The sequence below is a fragment of the Sporanaerobacter sp. PP17-6a genome (genome assembly GCF_900095615.1).
GTDB classification, from domain to species: domain Bacteria; phylum Bacillota; class Clostridia; order Tissierellales; family Acidilutibacteraceae; genus Acidilutibacter; species Acidilutibacter cellobiosedens.
The window spans coordinates 17177-36526 of sequence record NZ_FMIF01000033.1 but is presented as its reverse complement, the minus strand read 5'-3'; the positions used below and the strand labels follow the sequence as shown (position 1 = coordinate 36526).

General features: G+C 33.8%; 20 protein-coding genes and 1 riboswitch. Of the genes, 2 read left to right on the top strand and 18 right to left on the bottom strand.

Translation table 11 applies throughout. From position 1 onward, the window contains the following. Window positions 1–69 precede the first annotated feature (69 nt). Window positions 70–200: riboswitch (cyclic di-AMP (ydaO/yuaA leader) on the bottom strand. A 510-nt stretch (window positions 201–710) separates the two neighbouring features. Continuing rightward, window positions 711–1988, top strand: a complete 1278-nt coding sequence (locus tag PP176A_RS12830) for an L-cysteine desulfidase family protein (protein WP_071140882.1) — start codon at window positions 711–713, stop codon at window positions 1986–1988. A gap of 159 nt (window positions 1989–2147) precedes the next feature. Here PP176A_RS12830 and PP176A_RS12825 read toward each other — a convergent pair whose 3' ends face one another. From PP176A_RS12825 to PP176A_RS12750, 16 genes are all read right to left on the bottom strand, one after another. After that, window positions 2148–2705 carry a 2-oxoacid:acceptor oxidoreductase family protein gene (locus tag PP176A_RS12825; protein ID WP_071140881.1) on the bottom strand — a complete coding sequence of 186 codons (558 nt, stop codon included), beginning with the start codon at window positions 2703–2705 and terminating at the stop codon, window positions 2148–2150. Then, the gene (locus tag PP176A_RS12820) at window positions 2705–3454 is read right to left on the bottom strand and encodes a thiamine pyrophosphate-dependent enzyme (RefSeq protein ID WP_071140880.1); all 750 of its coding nucleotides are present in this window, start codon (window positions 3452–3454) and stop codon (window positions 2705–2707) included. Before PP176A_RS12820 ends, PP176A_RS12825 begins: the two co-directional genes overlap by 1 nt. Further along, entirely contained in the window at window positions 3454–4515 is a 1062-nt protein-coding gene (locus PP176A_RS12815; RefSeq protein WP_071140879.1) for a 3-methyl-2-oxobutanoate dehydrogenase subunit VorB, read from the bottom strand. Before PP176A_RS12815 ends, PP176A_RS12820 begins: the two co-directional genes overlap by 1 nt. A gap of 20 nt (window positions 4516–4535) precedes the next feature. Beyond that, the gene (locus tag PP176A_RS12810) at window positions 4536–4763 is read right to left on the bottom strand and encodes a 4Fe-4S dicluster domain-containing protein (protein WP_071140878.1); all 228 of its coding nucleotides are present in this window, start codon (window positions 4761–4763) and stop codon (window positions 4536–4538) included. Window positions 4764–4781: 18 nt separating this feature from the next. Continuing rightward, window positions 4782–5456 (bottom strand): ATP-binding protein, encoded by a 675-nt coding sequence (locus PP176A_RS12805; protein ID WP_071140877.1) that lies wholly within the window; start codon window positions 5454–5456, stop codon window positions 4782–4784. A 13-nt stretch (window positions 5457–5469) separates the two neighbouring features. Continuing rightward, window positions 5470–6546 carry a butyrate kinase gene (gene buk / locus PP176A_RS12800; RefSeq protein ID WP_071140876.1) on the bottom strand — a complete coding sequence of 359 codons (1077 nt, stop codon included), beginning with the start codon at window positions 6544–6546 and terminating at the stop codon, window positions 5470–5472. A 23-nt stretch (window positions 6547–6569) separates the two neighbouring features. Further along, window positions 6570–7466 carry a phosphate butyryltransferase gene (locus PP176A_RS12795; RefSeq protein ID WP_071140875.1) on the bottom strand — a complete coding sequence of 299 codons (897 nt, stop codon included), beginning with the start codon at window positions 7464–7466 and terminating at the stop codon, window positions 6570–6572. Then, window positions 7466–8548: a butyrate kinase gene (gene buk / locus PP176A_RS12790; protein ID WP_071140874.1), complete on the bottom strand. Its 1083-nt coding sequence runs from the start codon at window positions 8546–8548 to the stop codon at window positions 7466–7468. The genes PP176A_RS12795 and buk (PP176A_RS12790) overlap by 1 nt, the downstream gene beginning before the upstream one ends. A 16-nt stretch (window positions 8549–8564) precedes the next feature. Then, complete coding sequence (locus PP176A_RS12785; protein ID WP_071140873.1) at window positions 8565–9779, bottom strand: CdaR family protein; 1215 nt, start codon at window positions 9777–9779, stop codon at window positions 8565–8567. After that, window positions 9757–10584: a diadenylate cyclase CdaA gene (gene cdaA / locus PP176A_RS12780; RefSeq protein ID WP_071140911.1), complete on the bottom strand. Its 828-nt coding sequence runs from the start codon at window positions 10582–10584 to the stop codon at window positions 9757–9759. The genes PP176A_RS12785 and cdaA overlap by 23 nt, the downstream gene beginning before the upstream one ends. 165 nt (window positions 10585–10749) lie before the next feature. Further along, a complete protein-coding gene (locus tag PP176A_RS12775) occupies window positions 10750–11955 on the bottom strand; it encodes a CapA family protein (RefSeq protein ID WP_083381961.1) in 1206 nt (401 codons plus the stop codon). Window positions 11956–12011: 56 nt separating this feature from the next. Beyond that, window positions 12012–12716 carry a PrsW family intramembrane metalloprotease gene (locus PP176A_RS12770; protein ID WP_071140872.1) on the bottom strand — a complete coding sequence of 235 codons (705 nt, stop codon included), beginning with the start codon at window positions 12714–12716 and terminating at the stop codon, window positions 12012–12014. A 198-nt stretch (window positions 12717–12914) separates the two neighbouring features. Then, window positions 12915–14378: a basic amino acid/polyamine antiporter gene (locus PP176A_RS12765; protein WP_071140871.1), complete on the bottom strand. Its 1464-nt coding sequence runs from the start codon at window positions 14376–14378 to the stop codon at window positions 12915–12917. Between the two features lie 422 nt (window positions 14379–14800). Next, window positions 14801–16507, bottom strand: a complete 1707-nt coding sequence (gene ptsP / locus PP176A_RS12760) for a phosphoenolpyruvate--protein phosphotransferase (RefSeq protein ID WP_071140870.1) — start codon at window positions 16505–16507, stop codon at window positions 14801–14803. Between the two features lie 11 nt (window positions 16508–16518). Then, window positions 16519–16782, bottom strand: coding sequence for an HPr family phosphocarrier protein (locus PP176A_RS12755; RefSeq protein ID WP_071140869.1), 264 nt, complete (start codon window positions 16780–16782; stop codon window positions 16519–16521). Window positions 16783–16873: 91 nt separating this feature from the next. Further along, the gene (locus tag PP176A_RS12750) at window positions 16874–17461 is read right to left on the bottom strand and encodes a DUF5317 domain-containing protein (RefSeq protein WP_071140868.1); all 588 of its coding nucleotides are present in this window, start codon (window positions 17459–17461) and stop codon (window positions 16874–16876) included. A gap of 266 nt (window positions 17462–17727) precedes the next feature. Between PP176A_RS12750 and PP176A_RS12745 the strand changes: the two genes are divergently transcribed. Further along, window positions 17728–17910, top strand: a complete 183-nt coding sequence (locus PP176A_RS12745) for a hypothetical protein (protein WP_071140867.1) — start codon at window positions 17728–17730, stop codon at window positions 17908–17910. A 22-nt stretch (window positions 17911–17932) separates the two neighbouring features. Here PP176A_RS12745 and PP176A_RS15920 read toward each other — a convergent pair whose 3' ends face one another. Together PP176A_RS15920 and PP176A_RS12740 are read right to left on the bottom strand one after the other, a co-directional pair. Further along, window positions 17933–18043, bottom strand: coding sequence for an OadG family protein (locus PP176A_RS15920; protein WP_159429067.1), 111 nt, complete (start codon window positions 18041–18043; stop codon window positions 17933–17935). A gap of 13 nt (window positions 18044–18056) precedes the next feature. After that, on the bottom strand, window positions 18057–19169 hold the full coding sequence (locus tag PP176A_RS12740) for a sodium ion-translocating decarboxylase subunit beta (RefSeq protein ID WP_071140866.1): 1113 nt from the start codon (window positions 19167–19169) through the stop codon (window positions 18057–18059). Window positions 19170–19350: the final 181 nt, after the last annotated feature.

The following is a 19350-nucleotide window of genomic DNA, read 5'->3' as shown; positions in this document are numbered from 1 at the left end:
ATTTTCCTATGGGTTGTAAAACATGAGGGAAAATTAAAAGACTATGGAAGCATAGTCTTTATATAAGAATTACTTCCCCTTTAGTGCTTACGAGGTTAGCTGTCGGATTCGGGCAAAAGGGCTTGCCCTACCATATGGATTCACCCCATTTAATTGGTTCCCCCGCTTCTCTGAATTTCAGAATTAAGCAAATATTAAATTTATTGTTAAAATGTTAACTAATGCCCTATAAAATTTATTATTTTAATAAAAATAATAATCAATATCATTAAAATCATTTGGAAAAAATTGAAAAATATTTAAGTTAAAAAAAATAATATCACAAATTAGTAATACTTAAATTATTAAAATTAGAAAATTTACAAGATATAATATAAGGTATAAATATATAAGAAAAGTCTTTAAATAAATAGCAGTAAAAGTTAACAAATTTATCTTATTAGATATATTATATACTAAATTAATTAATTTTGCAATTATTTTATTAAAAAAATTACCAAATTTTTCGAACTATTTACTTACAGTATTTATACAATTTATTATTTGGACTGCCGCTTCGAAATCAGGAAATTTTCAACAAAAATTAATAGATTTTTAAACAAGTGGAGTGATATAATGATAGATGAAAAATATTGTAAAGTAAAAGTCAAAAAAATTTATTGAAAATGTTACGAAAACCTTTTCAATAAAATATAAATCAGGGGGTACTTATGAAAAAAGATGATGCTCAATATAAATCCTATTTAAAAGTTTTACGGGAAGAATTAGTGCCGGCTATGGGCTGCACAGAACCGATTTCCATCGCCTATGCAGCCGCAAAGGCAATGGAACTTTTGGGAAAACTACCCGAACAATGTAGAATAGAAGTCAGCGGAAACATAATCAAAAATGTAAAAAGTGTTGTTGTCCCAAATACTAACGGTTTAAAGGGAATCGAAGCTTCTGTTGCCGCGGGAATAATAGCAGGGGATGCGTCTAAGAAATTAGAGGTACTATCCAATATTACAAAAGAAATGAAACCCAAAATCCGCGAATATCTCTTAAGTCACCCTATTGCCGTAGTGCCAGCAGATAACGATATGATTTTTTATATTGATATTATATTGCAAAATAGCGACCAATGGAGTGAAGTCATTATTGAAGGATATCATACTAATATTACTCAAATGAAATTAAATGGAAAAGTACTATTTCAAGCTGAAAGAACAGAAAATCCCGATAATAATTTTTCTAATCAAGGGCTTTTAAACATAAAAGATATCGTTGAATTTGCTAATATTGCCGATATTGAAGATTTCAGAGAACCTATAGGCCGACAAATTGCTTATAACAGTACTATTTCTGAAGAAGGGCTGAAACATAATTGGGGAGCTAATGTCGGAAAAACAATATTGAAAACCTACGGTACAAATATTGCCATGAGAGCAAAAGCTGCCGCCGCGGCAGGCTCCGATGCTCGTATGGGGGGTTGCGAAAAACCGGTAATTATCGTGTCTGGAAGCGGAAATCAAGGGATAACGGCAGTTCTTCCGGTAATAGAATATGCAAAAGAGCTTAATGTATCAGAGGATAAATTATATCGTGCTGTGGCACTTTCCGACTTAGTTACAATTTATCAGAAAACGGGTATAGGAAGACTGTCTGCTTTTTGCGGAGCTGTCTGTGCAGGGTGCGGTTCAGGTGCAGGAATCGCATATCTTCATGGAGGAGGCTATAAAGAAATAGCTCATACTATTGTTAATGCCTTGGCTATCGTATCAGGAATCGTATGTGACGGGGCAAAGCCGTCATGTGCTGCTAAGATTGCTGCATCTGTAGATGCAGGGATATTGGGCTACGAAATGTATAAAAACGGTCAGCAATTTCGAAGCGGAGACGGAATCGTTACAAAAGGAGTAGACAATACAATTTCCAATGTGGGGCGAATGGCCAGAGAAGGCATGAAAAGCACCGATAAAGAAATTTTAAAGATCATGACGGGACATTAATAAACTAAGAAAACCTTTTTTAAAACCCATTTTAGGTCAACTATAAATCAAGGTAAACGGATAATACCAGTCAACTTCTAATTTACAGAAAAAAGGGAGCATCTCTAACCACTTATTCGGCAGTTTTGCGACACTCCCTTTCTTTTTTATTTTATACTATTATACTAATACCTTTCTTTGATTCTTTACAGCCTCAGCACCTTTTTCCAGAGCTTCTTTATTTAATGGAATAAACTTAGCCTTTCTTTCTCCAAATACTTTTGTGAAAGCCTTTAAAACAGATTCTATCTTTACTACATTTGTTATTTCCAAGTAAGCACCCAGCATAACCATATTTGAAACTTTATCATTCCCCAGACTGTTGGCAATTTCGTTTGCCGGAATATAATATACGTCTATGTCATTTCTTGATGACTTCCTGTCAATAAGGGATGAATCTATAAATAATTTTCCATTTGGCAATACATCCTTTTCAAATTTATCTAAGGACGGTTTATTCATTATTATTGCCGAATCAGATTCTACTACTAACGGTGAGCCTATGGCTTCGCCGCTTATTATTACACTACAGTTTGCCGTGCCTCCACGCATTTCAGGTCCATAAGAAGGAAGCCAGGAAACATTATAATTTTCTATCATACCCGCATAAGTTAAAAGCTGACCGATTGCCATTACTCCCTGTCCGCCAAATCCCGCTACAACCAATCTTTCTTCCATTATTTTTCCACCTCCTCTGGAGTTCTAAAGTTGCCTAAAGGATAATAAGGTATCATATTATCTTCAAGCCATTTCATTGCATCCGCAGGAGAATACCCCCAGTTAGTAGGACAGGTAGAAAGAACCTCTACAATTCCAAACCCTTTTCTGTCTATTTGAGTCTGGAAACATTTCTTTATGGCTTTTTTCGCATTTCTTATATGTGCAGGACTATTAACGGCCACTCTTTCTACAAACTGCGCTCCATGTATTGTCGCAAGCATCTCCGCTATCCTTATTGGTCTTCCGCAAAGGGCTTCGTCTCTTCCATAAGGTGCCGTAGTCGCTTTTTGGCCGACCAATGTAGTAGGAGCCATTTGTCCTCCTGTCATTCCATAAATGGCATTATTAATAAATATAGTTGAAATTTTCTCCCCTCTATGAGCAGCATGAACTATCTCTGCTGTTCCTATAGATGCCAAATCCCCGTCACCCTGATAAGTGAATACAAATTTATCCGGTTGAATTCTTTTTATTCCAGTAGCTACAGCAGGTGCTCTTCCATGAGCCGCTTCTTGCATATCACAGTTAAAATAGTTATATGCCAATACAGAACAACCTACCGGTGCCACTCCTATGGCATTATCCAATACTCCCAGTTCTTCAAGACATTCGGCCACCAGCCTATGAACTATTCCATGGGTACATCCGGGACAGTAATGGGTTGGGACGTCAGTTAATCCTCTTGTTTTGCTAAATACTATTGCCATTACTTTTCACCTCCCATAATTTTTTTCACTTGATCTACCATTTCATTTGGTGTAGGCACCATTCCTCCAGTTCTTCCATAGAAATAAACAGGGAACTTTCCTTCTACTGCAATTTTTACGTCATCCAACATCTGTCCTGCATTCATCTCTATCGTTAATATACCTTTACATTTACTGTTAATCTTTTTAAATTCATCATAAGGATAGGGCCATAAGGTTATAGGCCTGATAAGCCCAACCTTAAATCCTTCTTTTTCAAGTTTTGCTATTGCTGTTTTGGCAATCCTTGAAGTTGTTCCATAAGCGGCAATTACTACGTCTGCATCCTCTATATTATATGACTCTACTTTTACTTCATTCTGTTTTATAATGGCATATTTTTTTTGAATTTCATTGTTATGTTTTTCCAATGCTTCGGCTGCCAGATACAGAGAATTAATAATATTAGGTTTTCTCTTACCTCCTGTACCTGTAGTTGTCCAATCCTTCTTTGGCAATTCTCTCTTTTTAGGAGTTTTAAACTCGACTGGTTCCATCATTTGTCCAATCATTCCATCACCCAGAACCATTACAGGATTTCTGTACTGATCTGCTATATCAAATCCTTCTATTACCAAATCAACTAATTCCTGAATATTTGAAGGGGCAAGAACCACCAATCTGTAGTCTCCATTTCCGCCTCCTCTTGTAGCCTGAAAATAATCGGTCTGAGAAGGTTGAATACTTCCAAGTCCCGGACCGCCTCTCATCATGTTCACTATTAAGCATGGAAGCTCAGCTCCCGCAATATATGAAATCCCTTCCTGTTTAAGAGAAATCCCCGGACTTGAAGATGAGGTCATAACCCTTGCTCCGGATCCTGCGGCCCCATAAACCATATTAATTGCAGCTATCTCGCTTTCTGCTTGTAAAAACACTCCTCCTACTTTAGGTAATTCTCTTGACATATATTCAGGTAACTCACTTTGAGGCGTTATAGGATATCCGAAAAAATACTTACAATTGGCTTTGATAGCTGCAGCGCCAACAGCTTCATTTCCTTTCATGAGAACTTTCGCCATAATTAACCCTCCTTAAATTATTATTCTGTAAATCGTTCTACTGTAATAACAACATCAGGACATATTGTCGCGCAATTTGCACAACCTATACACTTGTCCATTTCTTTCACTGTTGCTGGGTGATAACCCTTCGAGTTAATTTTTTCCTTATCAAGTAATACGATTTTCATCGGACAGACGGTCGTACAAAGCCCGCAACCTTTGCAAATGTTTTCCTTGAATGTCACTTTCCCTTTAACTTTTGCCATTTTGACCCCTCCTTTAATTTAAACCATCCATTCTTCCCTCATATATAAATCCATAGGGAATATTTCACCCTTCATATCTTTAGGTAAAAGGGCTGCAACATTTTTAATTACTGATATATATTTAATTGGTATATCCAATTTTTCCGATACCTCTAAGGCTACTTTTTGACCCCTAAGTAAATCATCAACAGTTGTACTTTTAAGCATATGGGTATTATTGACTAAGGCTGTAACCTTTATCCTTGCCATATTTTCTATTCTTTTTAAATATTCTATAGCCTTATCGGCGGTACTCGTTTCCTGTCTGTTGGCATTAAGTATATAAAACATATCATATTTCCCATCTACAAAAAATTCCTCATATCTTCCCAGAACTCTTGCTCCTGCCGGATCTCCTCCTAAATCCAAAACTACATCGTAGCTTTCATCCTCAAGGGGAGCATATACCTCCCCTGATATGGCGGGAACATCCACAGCAGGGGCGTTTATTGAACTCGAAATCACCTTTATGCCCATATTCTCTAAAAGCGAAGATTTTTCTCTGCTTCTAAAATATAAATTGATTACATCTAAGTCAACTAATGCGACTTTTCTCTTTATTTTAGCAAGTTCTACCGCATAGTTAACACTGAATTCCGTCTTTCCGCTACCATAATGACCTGTAACTATTCTTATCCTTTTATCATCTAACATAACAGATCAGCTCCTACTTATATACTTTTGGCATTTCTTCTCCCCTCAACACTCTTAGTCCGCCTAAAGCCAAGGCATCTAATTCATCTTCTCCCGGATATACATATACTTTACTTATAAATTTAACTCTCTCCTCTATCAAAGCAGTAAAATCACTATCATGAGCAATTCCTCCGGTAAGTAATATTCCGTCAACTTCTCCTTTCAAAACTGCCGCACATGCTCCTATATCCTTTGCGACTTGATACGCCATAGCGTTATATATCAGCTCGGCCTTCTTATCTCCTTTTTCAATCATTTTCTTAACTTCTCTTACATCCTGGGTTCCTAAATATGATACAATTCCGCCTTTGCCTTTAATCATTTTCTTCATATCACTGTGGCTGTATTTTCCCGAATAACAAAGTTTAACCAGGTCTCCCACGGGAAGTCCTCCCGATCTTTCAGGTGAAAAGGCCCCGTCTCCATAAAGAGCATTGAATACATCTATTATTTTACCATTTTTATGAGCGCCTACCGATATTCCCCCACCTAAATGAGCTATAATTAAATTTGCCTCTTCATACTTTTTACCGTTTTCTTTAGCCCATTTACGTGCAATAGCTTTGTGATTTAAAGCATGAACTATACTTCTCCTCTTAATTTCCGCTAATCCTGATATCCTTGCTATATCCTCCATTTCATCCACTGTTACCGGGTCTACGACATAGGAAGGCACTCCTATCTCCGTTCCTATTTCCTTTGCAATTATTCCTCCCAGATTAGAAGCATGGTCTCCCTGAACTCCCACTTTTAAGTCTTCAATCATAGCTTCGTTTATTTCATAAGTCCCGCCTTCAACAGGTTTTAACATTCCACCTCTTCCTACAATGCAATTCAAAGATTTCAAAGGTATGTTGTTCTTCTTTAAAGTTTCAACTATTATATCCCTTCTGAAAGCATATTGATCGTAAGTTCTTTCATATTTTGAAATTTCCTCTGTTGAATGTCTTAAAACTTCCTCAAATAACAATTTTTCATCTTGAAAAACCCCAATTTTAGTAGATGTAGAACCGGGATTAATAACTAAAATTTTAAATTCTTTTTTCATTTTTAAACTCCCTTCTGACATTTTTATACCATAAGAGCTGACAATACTATTGAATTTAACTTTGTTTCCGCAGTATCAGTTCTTGAAGTTAACACTATAGGTGATTTTGCTCCGACTATAACAGCAGCATTTTGTGCTTTAGCCAAGAACGTTAAAGTTTTATACATTATATTTCCGGCTTCAATATTAGGCATCAAAAATATGTCCACATCTCCCGAAACCGGATTATCCACTCCCTTATGAATTGCAGCCTCTTTTGATATAGCATTATCAAGAGCCAGAGGGCCAATAACTGTACAATCCTTTATCTCTCCTCTTTTATTCATATCTTCCAATTCCTTAGCATCAATCGTTGATTCCATTTTTTTATAAACTTTCTCTTTAGCACATACTACCGCAACCTTTGGATTTTTAATATCCAAACTGTGAGCAAATTCTACTGCATTCTCCAGTATTTTTTTCTTATATTCTAAATTCGGAGCAATATTCATTGCTGCATCTGTTAAAATAAACAGCTTAGGGTAAGTGGGAACGCAAAATACTCCTACATGGCTTATAACCTTATCTGTTCTCAAACCAATTTCCTTGTCCAAAACTTGTTTCATAATAATAGAAGTATCCACAAGCCCTTTCATCAATATGTCAGCTTTTTGAGAGCTCACAATGGATACTGCTTTCCTACATGCTTCTATGCTTTCCCCTTCATCGATAATCTCAATACCATCTAAATTCAATTTTACTTTCTTTGCTACATCTTTAATTTTTTCTTCATTTCCTATTAGGATAGGTTTTACTATATTTTGATCATAAGCTTCTTTTACAGCACTTAATACATCAAAATCTTCCGCAACAGCAACTGCAATTTTTTTTGCACCATTTCTTTTAGCTAAATCCAATAATTCCTTAAAACTTTTTGCCATTAAAAATCCACCTCGTCTTCGTATATTTTCTCTTTTTCAATCCCTTTAAGTACTCTCAGTACCCCTTGGTTTAATGCTCTCATTTCATCCTCTCCGGGATAAACAACTACTTCCCCTATAAATTTTACCATGCTTGTTATTATTTCAACTAAAAATTTCGAATATGCAAACCCACCGGTCAATATAATACTATCAACCTTTCCGTTTAAAACTGTAGCCATTGCACCAATTTCTTTTCCTACCTGATATGCCAAGGCACTATATACAAGCTCTGCTTTTTTGTCACCTTTCTTTATCATCTCTTCAACTTTTTTACCATCATTGGTATTTAAATAACTTACCAAACCACCTTTTCCTTTAATCTTTAGCTTCATTTCTTTAAGTGTATATTTCTTAGAATAACACATATCAACTAAGTCTCCGACAGGAAGACCTCCTGTTCTTTCGGAAGAAAAAGGCCCCATCTCACTGGCATTATTTGCATCAACTATCTTCCCATGCTTAAAAGGAGCGACAGATATTCCTCCGCCCATATGTGCTACCACAAAATTCACATCTTCTATCTTCTTTCCTATTTCATCGGCTCGTCTGTAAGAAACCATTTTTATATTTAAAGCATGAACCAACGATATTCTTTCTATTTCCGCCAATCCGGATATTCTTGCTATATCCTCAAATTCATCTACGGCAACAGGGTCTGCGATATATGATTTTATGCCTTCCTTATCGCCTATTCCTTTTGCCAACATTCCACCTAAATTAGATGCATGTTCTCCCCGAATTCCTATTTTTAAATCATCTATCATCTTCTCCGTAACTAAATAGGTGCCTCCTGGCATAGGCCTTAACAGACCTCCTCGTCCTACTACAGCCAACAGCATATTTGTATCTATTTTTTCCCTCCTTAGCCACTCATAAATCAATTTCAACCTATAGCTATATTGATCGGAAACTTTATCAAATTTTTCAATTTCCTCAATACTATGCTGAATTTTATATTCCTTTATATTTTCCTCCCCTTTAAATATAGCTACTTTTGTTGAAGTAGAACCCGGATTTATAGCGAGTATATATTCTCTCAATACGATATTCCCCCTTCTATTGTTTTAGATGAATTTGGATTTCCGATGGATTAATATTCACGATTTCCACGCCATTTATTTCATTTACCTTAACGGGAACCGTATGAGCTCCCTCTCCAAGGCCATCTAAGTCTATAAAAAGAGGCAAATCTTCTTTAGTCAACGGTTCTATAATTTTATCGGACCCTTTTACCGTTACAGCTATATGAGAAGGCGTAGTTGCATTATTATCGATAGACAATCCTCCTCCCAAATTATTGACTAAAATTTCATCCAAATTATATTCCATGGTTTTTTCAATTATTTTGTGTATATCAATATCAGCAGATGGTTTTATGGACGGCTCTGCAAGTTCTATTCCTTCCGGAATTATAAGCTTTAATTCTACACTTTCTTTTTCTAAAAAAGTGCTGATATTCACAACTTCAGTTTTAATAGATTTAACAGCAGCAAGTTCATCCTCGTCTCCCATTATTTTTACAGTACTCGGAGATATTTTTATGTCTCCCATTTCATACCCTTGTGGAATATTCCCTTCAGTTTGAATTTCAATAGGAACAGTTTTTACCCTCTTGACAGGAATAAACACATCCACTACATTAGGTTCTTTTTCTAACCCATTTACCTCTTTTCCATCTACATCCACTAACTTTATGGGAACTGTCACATTTAGATCTTTAGTACTCTCAGATACATCCACATAAGCAATTACCTCTGAAACACGGTTCACCAAAGTTTTCGGACCTTTTATAAAAACAGACTGGGGCTTTATTTCCTTATCAGCCAAAATATATCCTGACGCCACCTTCCCGGTAGTTTCAACTGTAACAGGTCTTTCACGATTTACAATATTATCAAAATCGAACAATACTTCCTTAGGACTATAGTCCACCAGTTCCACTTTGCTCGGAACGTCAACATCTATGGAGACTCTCTTTTCACCTGCAGAATACCCGCTTAAATCTACTTTTGCAGTTATATCTTTATCCGTAATAGCCAATATATCATTTCTCCTGCCGGCAATTTTCACATTCACCTTTATTTCCTCAGGAGATGTAACTACTATTCCAGATTTTTTTAACTGCTCGGTTTGAGAATAAACAACATTTATATTTCTATATTCCTTTGTAATTCTCGGATTTACATCATTCATTACATAGCTCCAAAAAACAATAGCAATGAGTAAAGCAAAGATTTTGATAGTGAGGTTATTGTTCTTTTCCTTGCTCATCTTTATGCCTCCACTTCAACAAGAAAATTTGTTTCTGATCCTTATATTTATACATATCCATAAGTATTTGTTTTAATGTTTTTACGTCCAAATACCTTGATAAGCTTCCATTTTCCGCAACAGAAATCGCTCCTGTTTCTTCCGAAACCACGATTGCAATACAATCGGATCTTTCTGAAATACCTAATGCAGCTCTATGCCTCGTCCCCAATTCTTTACTCAGCGATGCATTCTCAGTCAAAGGCAAAAAACATCCTGCCGCTTTGACTGTATCTTCTTTTATAACTACCGCGCCATCATGAAGGGGAGTATTAGGAATAAAAATATTTATAAGAAGACCGCTGGAAACTTTTCCTTCTATCTTGGTCCCAGTTTCTACCACTTCATTTAAACCGGTCTCCCTTTCCATCACTATTAAGGCTCCTATTTTTTGCCTTGCAAGAGAAGCAACTGCATCTACTATTTCATCCATTATTTTATTTAAACTTTCATCCTCTATTTCAACAAAAGATTTAGTAAAAAATCTGCTCCTGCCAATGTATTCCAATCCTCTTCTGAGTTCAGGCTGAAACACAATAAGAATAGCTATAACTCCAACAGTCATAGTTTTATCTAATATCCAGTAAACTGTATACAGCTCCAGCCACTCACTAACTTTTGTCGCAATAAAAAGCACTAAAATTCCCTTTATAAGCTGTTCTGCTCTGGTTTCCCTTATTAACATGAAAAGTTTATAAAAGGCAAAGGCTACTATTAAAATATCGATAATATCTCTGATTCTAATATTCATAAAGAGCTCTTTCATGTATTGCAATAGGTTCCCACCTCTTTATTCCATCTTGATTAAATATTATTACAATCTATAATCTATTATATAACAAATAAATGTTAATTTAAATAAATTTTAATAGGAATATTATATTGATATCAAAATTTAATATTAAGATTAAAAAATGTTAATAATTTTCTGTTATTTAATCATTTTATCCATTGTATCTTTGTATGAGTCCTCTATCCTTGTATATTCCTTTGTAGTCAAAAGTCCCTGTTCTTCCTTATTATCTAAAAATTCCTTTACCGGAACTATCTCATATTTTAATTTATTTCCATCTTTATATTTACGCACCCATGTAGGAATATATGTAATATTTTTAATAATGGTTTCGTTTCTTTCATAATTTTTTTCTACTTGAATTTGTACCATTACACCATCTTCCGTATACTTATTATCAACTGTTTCCAATCTCTGATTCGACAAAAAATTTCCCAGGGAATATATAATAAAGTTGTTTTTTCCATCCTTCTTAATAATCTGTGATTCCTGAACTACATGGGGATGGCTCCCAAATACTATATTTGCTCCCCATTTAACCATTTTTTCTCCCAAGGAAATCTGATTTTCATTGGGATTACGTTGATATTCATTTCCCCAATGAATAAACACAACTATTAAGTCCGCTTTTTGTTTTTTAGCTTCTTCTATATCTGATCTGATTTTTTCTTCGTCAATAAGATTTATCATATAACCCAATTCATCTGAAGTCAAGGTTTGTTCCATTCCATTACATCCATATGTATAAGAAAGAAGAGCTATATTTATATTATTTACATTTTCTATAAGTACAGAATGATTAGGCGTTTTATATGTCCCTAAATTTTTAAGTCCATACTTTTCAATATTATCTATAGTAGAAATTATTCCATTTTTCCCCTGATCCAAACTATGATTATTGGCCGTTGAAAGAACATTGAATTCGGCATACTTCAATGCCTCGATTACTTCTTCGGGAGAATTGAAATTTGGATAACCTTTATATCCATATTGTTTTCCTGCTGTAACCGTTTCAAGATTTGCTATGGATAGATCCGAGGAAGAAATATAAGGCTTGACCCATTTAAATGTATCTTTAAAATCATAAGTATCATTTCCCTCATTGTAAGCAGCTCTTATTTGAGGTTCATGAAACATTATATCGCCGGCTGCAAGAATAGTAGCTTCTTTAGGTTCAGGATAAACTTCTTCTTGTTGAACTGCAGTTAATTCTTCCGATTTGTCTTCATATATTGAGCTTGTCTCCATTTTTTCCTGCTGGAGGCGATAAACTGTATATACTCCACAAAAAACGGCAGCAATTAAACAAACAAATATAATAAATCTGTTTCTCCACTTTTTCATCTTACTCCCCCTTTATATAAACATTCTATACATTTCTGTACAATTCTTCAATCCATTTATTTTTCTCTTTTTATACCAATAATTTTGGATCTTGAGTCAAAAAGATATCTGCTCAATTTTCTCTCGTTTAACCACCATAAATATACTACATAGGGAACAAATATTAAAGTGACTTGAGGTATATCTGCCATAAGAATAAAATCAAATATTCCATGAAAAATCATAGGCATATAAAGTGATCTTCTCATGTTCTTCCTCTTGATTCTTTCATTATCGCTAAATTTCGCTAAGGAAAGATAGTACCCCATAGTGATTCCAAATACACCATGAGCAGGAACTGAAAAAATTCCTCTGTATAAACCTATATAATGATTATTGGTAAATCTATATGCCACATATATAATATTTTCAACTGTAGCAAATCCCATGGCAGAAAATACCGCATATACTATTCCGTCTAATTTTTCATCAAAATATTTAGTCTTGTAAGGAAGTTTCAGCACTACAAGTCTTTTAAAGTATTCTTCGGTAAATCCCGCTATTATAAATGCAGTAAAAAGATTGCTTAATATACCGGGAAAAATATTTATGAAATTCAGCATTTCTTCTACTATAATGGAAGGAATAACGGAAAAGGCCCCCAGTAAATAAGTTGCCATCAATATTTTTAAAGGTTCTCTGTCGTATCTGTCACTTAAATATATCCCGAATATTATAACAAACGCAGGAATAATCGCTATTACAAAAAGTCTTATGCTCAATTAATCGTCCTCCTTTATTTTTTCTCATATATAGTATCTCAATATAGTATTTCAAAAAAAACAAAAAATATAAAAAGGCTTCCATTGAAATACAAATAAATTAAGGAAGCCTTCTTTGAAACCCATTTAAAGTCAAGTTATATTAAAATAAATATAGCTTTTCTCTGGGTTATAAAATACTATATCATTGTGAATAAATTAGAATGGTTTTATCGTTCCTTTACCTATTAACACTAATGATATAACTGCTAATATCACTAATATTCCGCATATAACTTTCTCATAATTATTTTCAAATGTTATTTGATTTCTCTTCTTTCTATTTCTATAATATACTATTGTTCCGGGAGCATAAAGTACAGAGGTTATTAACAGGTAATCCATTCCTCCGGCATAAATAAGCCAAATTGCATATATCGTTGCTATTAAGGCTACTATAGTAACTCCTGCATGATTCTTTGATTTGGATTTTTCAAACGCCTCCCCTGTTATGCATATCTTTAACAAATAAAGAGCACTTAAAAGGTAAGGAACTAAAATCATACTTGTAGATAATGCATAGAATATCTGATAGGTGCTTGCATTAAAGAAAGTAATTATCAGGAACATTTCTATAACGCCATTTGTTAAGAATAATGCATTTGCAGGAGCATTCTTTTTATTTTCCTTTGCAAAAGCTTTGTCGAACATTCCATTGACACCTAGCACATAAGGCATTTCAGAAGCAATTATAGTCCATCCTAAGGTTGCTCCTACTAAAGAAATTATAACTCCCAAATTAATGAGAACAGCTCCCCATGTTCCTACTGCTTTCTCAAAAATAAATGCAAGAGAGGGATTTCCTAATTCCGCCAACTCAGCTCTTGGCATAATACCCATGCTCAATACTGAAATCAATACATAAATAATAAATATTCCCAAAAATCCTCCTACAGTTGCTTTTCCTATATCACTTGACTTTTTAGCTCTCCCTGAAATTGCAACTGCTCCTTCAATACCTATAAACGACCATACAGTAGTTACCATAGTCGCTTTTATTTGCTCTATGACAGGCATAGAGCCATCTCCCCAGAAGTTCTGTTTGAATATTTCAAAATCAAAAGCCTTTACAAATATTACAGCAAGAATAAATATAAATATAGGTAAAATCTTTGAGAAGGTTACCACTATATTTACAGTAGCCGCTTCCTTTGTTCCCCTTAAGCAAAGATAATTAATAAACCATATAAAAGCTGAAGCACAAATAATAGATATTAAATTATTGCCTTCCCCAAATACAGGGAAAAAATATCCTATTGCTGCAAACAACAAAGTTGCATAGGACACATTACACAATAAGGCACTAACCCAATATCCCCAAGCAGAATTAAAACCTACATAACCTCCAAATCCTTTTTCCGCATAAGTGTAAATTCCGCCTGTTAGTTCCGGTTTTCTTAAAGCCAATTCTTGAAAAGATAATGATAACGATATCATTCCGACTCCACAAATAGCCCATGCAATTAACACTGCCCCTTGGCTTGCCCCTTTTGCAGCAAAATCTCCGGACAAGCTAAATATTCCGGATCCAATTGTAGATCCCACAATTATAGCAATGAGCCGTCCCAAATTTAGTTGCTTGTTACCAATATTTTTTTGTTGAGAATCTTGAGATGATGACATTTTCATTCCTCCTTTAATTTTATTTCTGTAACTAATGACATAACTATTAATTATAACCTACTAATAAATTATATCATAAAATTATATATGCATAAATAGTACCAATTATCTTATAAAATTAAGAAATACTCCAGATACTGAAATATGCTTGTTTTAATAAAATTTAGCATAAAATAATAAGCCATCATATCAACAAAAATATTATATTTTTTTTGCATAAGCAAAATATTTTGCACTATTATAGTTAATCAAAAGGTGCTGTTGCAAAACAAATTTGAGATAACAAATTGTACAAAGCAACAGCCTGAAATATAAGAGAATGCGCCTTGAAACGGTTTTGAAAGCCCAATCAAAGCGCATCTTCTGTGTACTACTTTTCGGCGTAACTGTTTTGCAACAGCCTCTTTCGGTGAAAGTATTTCTTATTCCACATTTATCTTATTTAAAAGATCTTCTACATCTTGAATAGTGCTCAAATTTAATGCCTTATTAACTAATTCTTCAGATTCCTTCTTGGAAGTCTTGCTTATTGTCCATCTTGCCTTTAGTATAGATGAAGAACTCATACTAAACTCGTCAAGCCCCATTCCTAACAGCAAAGGAATAAGTTTAGCATCTCCTGCAGCTTCTCCGCACATTCCTACCCATATTCCTGCTTTGTGTCCATTTTTAATGGTCATGTTTATAAGTCTGAGAACTGCCGGATGATATTGACTATATAGATAAGAAATATTTTGATTTCCTCTATCTACCGCTAAAGTATACTGTATCAAATCATTTGTCCCTATACTAAAGAAGTCTACTTCTTTTGCAAAGATATCAGACTGTATTGCCGTAGATGGAATTTCTACCATTATACCTACTTCTATGTCCTTTGCAAAGGGAATATTTTTTGACTCCAGCTCTTTTTTTACTTCTTCAAGAATCCTTTTTGCTTCTCTCAATTCCGCTATGTTAGATACCATCGGAAACATTATCTTTACATTTCCATAAATACTTGCTCTCAATATTGCTCTAAGTTGAGTTTTAAATATATCTTTTCTATCCAGACACAGTCTTATAGCTCTATATCCTAAAAATGGATTCATTTCTTTTGGAAGATTTAAATATGGAATTTCCTTATCTCCCCCTACATCTAAAGTACGAATAACCAAAGGTTTCCCTTGAAGTTTTTCTGCAACTACTTTATATGCCTTAAATTGTTCATCTTCTGTTGGAAGTTTATCGTTATCCATATAAAGAAATTCAGTTCTGTATAATCCTACTCCTTCACCGTCATTTTCTATAACCTTATCTATGTCCTTTGGTGTCCCAATATTTCCTGCAATTTCAACCTTTATTCCGTCCTTTGATAAGGTTGGTTTTCCTTTCATTTCTTTCAGTTTTAAAACAAATTCTTCATAAGATTTTTTCTTTTCCTTGTATTCTGCTATTTCTTTCTCAGTAGGATTAAGTATGACAACGCCCTTCTCGCCATCAATAATCAGCGTATCGCCATCTTTAACCTTTTTAGTAATATCTGAAACTCCAGCCACAGCCGGTATTTCAAGAGTCCTTGCCATAATAGCCGTATGAGAAGTTCTGCCTCCCTGTTCAGTCACAAACCCTAATACTTTATCTCTTCTCATCTGTGCCGTATCCGAAGGAGTTAAATCTACACATACTATTATACATTCTTCTTTAAGTTCGGATAAATCTACACTTTTAATATTAAGAAGTTTAAAAAGTAATCTCTTTGAAACGTCTTTTAAGTCTAATATTCTTTCCTTTATATATTCATCTTCCATAGTTGCAAATAAGTTAGAATAATCTTCCACACTCTTATTTATTGCCCATTCTGCATTAACACTACTATTATTAATTTCTTTCTTAACCTGTCCAATAAATTCAGGGTCTTTCAAAATCATTAAATGAGCACTAAATATATCTGCTTCCTCTTTTCCAACAGTATTAAGAGTATGACTATATAAATCATCAATGTCTTTAACGCTTTCTTCTATTGCATTATCCAGTCTTAGAATTTCTTTTTCCGGATCATCCACATGTTTCTTAACAATTTTTATTTCCGGCTCTATCTTCAAAAACGCTTTTCCTATAGAAATACCGGTTGAAGTACCTATTCCCTTCATCAAGCTGCCTCCTATTCATTAAACTTGGTTTTTATTAAGTCCACCAGAGACTTTACAGCCTCTTTTTCGTCTTTCCCTTCAGCCTTTATTTCCAATGTATCCCCTTTTGTTGCTCCCATGCTTAGCACTCCCATTATACTCTTTGCATTAAATTCCTTTCCATCCAGCATAACTTTAACATCAGATTCAAATTTTGAAGCTTCCTTTACAAATAAACTTGCAGGCCTTGCATGAAGTCCTGTTTCATTCAACAAAGTTGCTTTTTCAATATACATTTCACAGCCCCCTATAAATTATCAATATCTAATATTTTGTTCATAAAACTGAAATTTTATAACATATAAAAATATAATATCACATCAATTATTATATTTCAATATTCTTCCCAAATGAATTAAATCTCTTATTTATCATCCATTTTTGAATCAATATAAATATACCCAAAGAAATCAATATGTCTCCTATGCTTATCATTTTAGGAAAAAAATAAGGTTTAGAAATAGGTATTATATCACTTAAATAGTAAAGATTAGTGTTACTATTAGCAAAAGTATGAGTTAATAACTTATTTTCTTTGAGAATCCTTATTTGTTCTAAAAAATATGAACCATTCATTTCATTTATTGCAACGGGCATTTTCCCTTTATTAAAAATGATACATATAAAATTAAGAATTGTACCGGCAAAAATTATTTTCATTCCTAGCTCTTCAATATTAAGCCCGATACCTATGAGAAGAAGAATATAAGCTAATCCGCGTATGTATATAAAATTTTCATTAATAAATATTGATAAAAAATTTTCCTGTTTTGCAATCAGTATACTTGCAATATTAATAATAAAACTAAAAAAAATAAAACCACTTCCCCTTATACGAAAAAAACCTAAATTTTTAATCTTACCTTTTCTTAATTTTCCTACAATTAATGAAAGTCCCAGAGCTTCTATTATCATATAATTCACTCCCATGCCTATTTAAATTGTTTCTATTTTTTATTGCATATTGGCTTATTTTATTATAACAAATCAGGCAAAGTTTTTCTCTTATTTATTATCAGATAACTCATATTTTTTTATAACAATTTCATTTAATTTTTTAAATTTCAGTCAATAATTACATAATCAACCTTTATTAAAATAAATAGCTATAATATTCCTTGTATTTCATTAAATATTATGGTGAAAATAAAATACACAAACTCATTTAAGAGGTGAACTTAATGAAAAATATCGATTCCAATGCAAAAATTGCGATAGAACAGTTCAAAATTGAAATGAGCAGAGAATTAGGATTAGAAAATAGTATATTAAATATATCACATAAAGACAATTCAAATGAGCAAATAACAAAAAATCTTATAGAAAATGAAAAAATTTCAAATAAGAAACAGCCCCAATATTGAGGCTGTTTTTTTATGACCTTTTTTATTTTTCCGGAAAAATCTTATTCAACAATTTTATTAAAAAATAAAACACAATAAGTATAAAAAAAGTAGTAATCATTCCATATAAAAGCAACCTTAACCCTTCAGACATAATATCCATCCCCCTAAGAAAGAAGTGCTATTACTACACTTCCGGCTATTATAGAACCAATTTGTCCCGATACATTAGCGCCTACCGCTTGCATCAAAATAAAATTTGTAGGATCCGCTTCTTTAGCTAATCTCTGAATAACTCTTGCGGACATAGGAAAAGCAGAAATCCCTGCCGCCCCGACCATCGGATTGTATTTCTTCTTAACAAACAAATTTAAAAATTTGGCAAAAAGTACTCCTCCTGCTGTATCGAATATAAAAGCAAACAAACCTAATGCCATTATCATTCCCGTTCTAACATTTATGAAAGCGTCTGCAGTCATGGTAGAACCTATCGTGATTCCTAATAAAATAGTAACTAAATTTGCTAATTCGTTTTGAGCAGTTTGGGAAAGCCTTTCCACCACTCCACATTCTCTTATCAAATTTCCAAACATCAAAAGTCCTATTAAAGTTACGCTTATTGGTGCAATAATTCCCGCCACAATAGTTACACATATTGGAAATAATATTTTAACCGTCTTCGAAACCTTTACTTCTTTATATTCCATTCTTATTTTTCTTTCTTCCTTTGTAGTAAGAAGTTTTATAATTGCTGGTTGGATAATAGGAACCAATGACATATAAGAATAAGCCGCCACAGAAATAGGCCCTAAGAGATGCTTAGCAAATTTGCTGGCAACAAATATGGAAGTAGGTCCATCTGCCGCGCCTATTATTCCTATAGAGGCAGCTTCTTTAATATTAAATCCTAACATAAGTGCAAACAATATGGTCATGAATATTCCAAATTGAGCAGCAGCTCCAAAGAATAACATTGACGGCATTTGAAGAAGAGGAGTAAAATCAACCATTGCACCTACTGCAACAAACATCAAAGCCGGAAACAGTTCAGTGGTTATTCCTGCATTTTTAAGTATTCCAAGAACCCCCTCGTTACTTGATATTCCCGCAATACCGGGAACCACGGGAATATTAGCTAAAATAGCGCCAAAACCTATAGGAAGAAGAAGCATCGGCTCGTACCCTTTTTTTATGGCAAGGAATATAAGTGTACCTCCGATAATAAACATCACTATCTGCTTAATGGTCAGAGCTTCGATTCCTACTAATAATTGTTCCAAAATAATACCTCCTTTTGTAATTTTCATTTTTTAATGCATGAACCTTTTTATTTAAATAATAAAGACTTTCATCTAAATACAAAACGATTAAATAAAAGTCTTAAATTTATACCCTTTTATTTAATTAACCCCCCCATGATTAAAACATGACATTCCTGCTTTATTAATCTTATAAATCTGT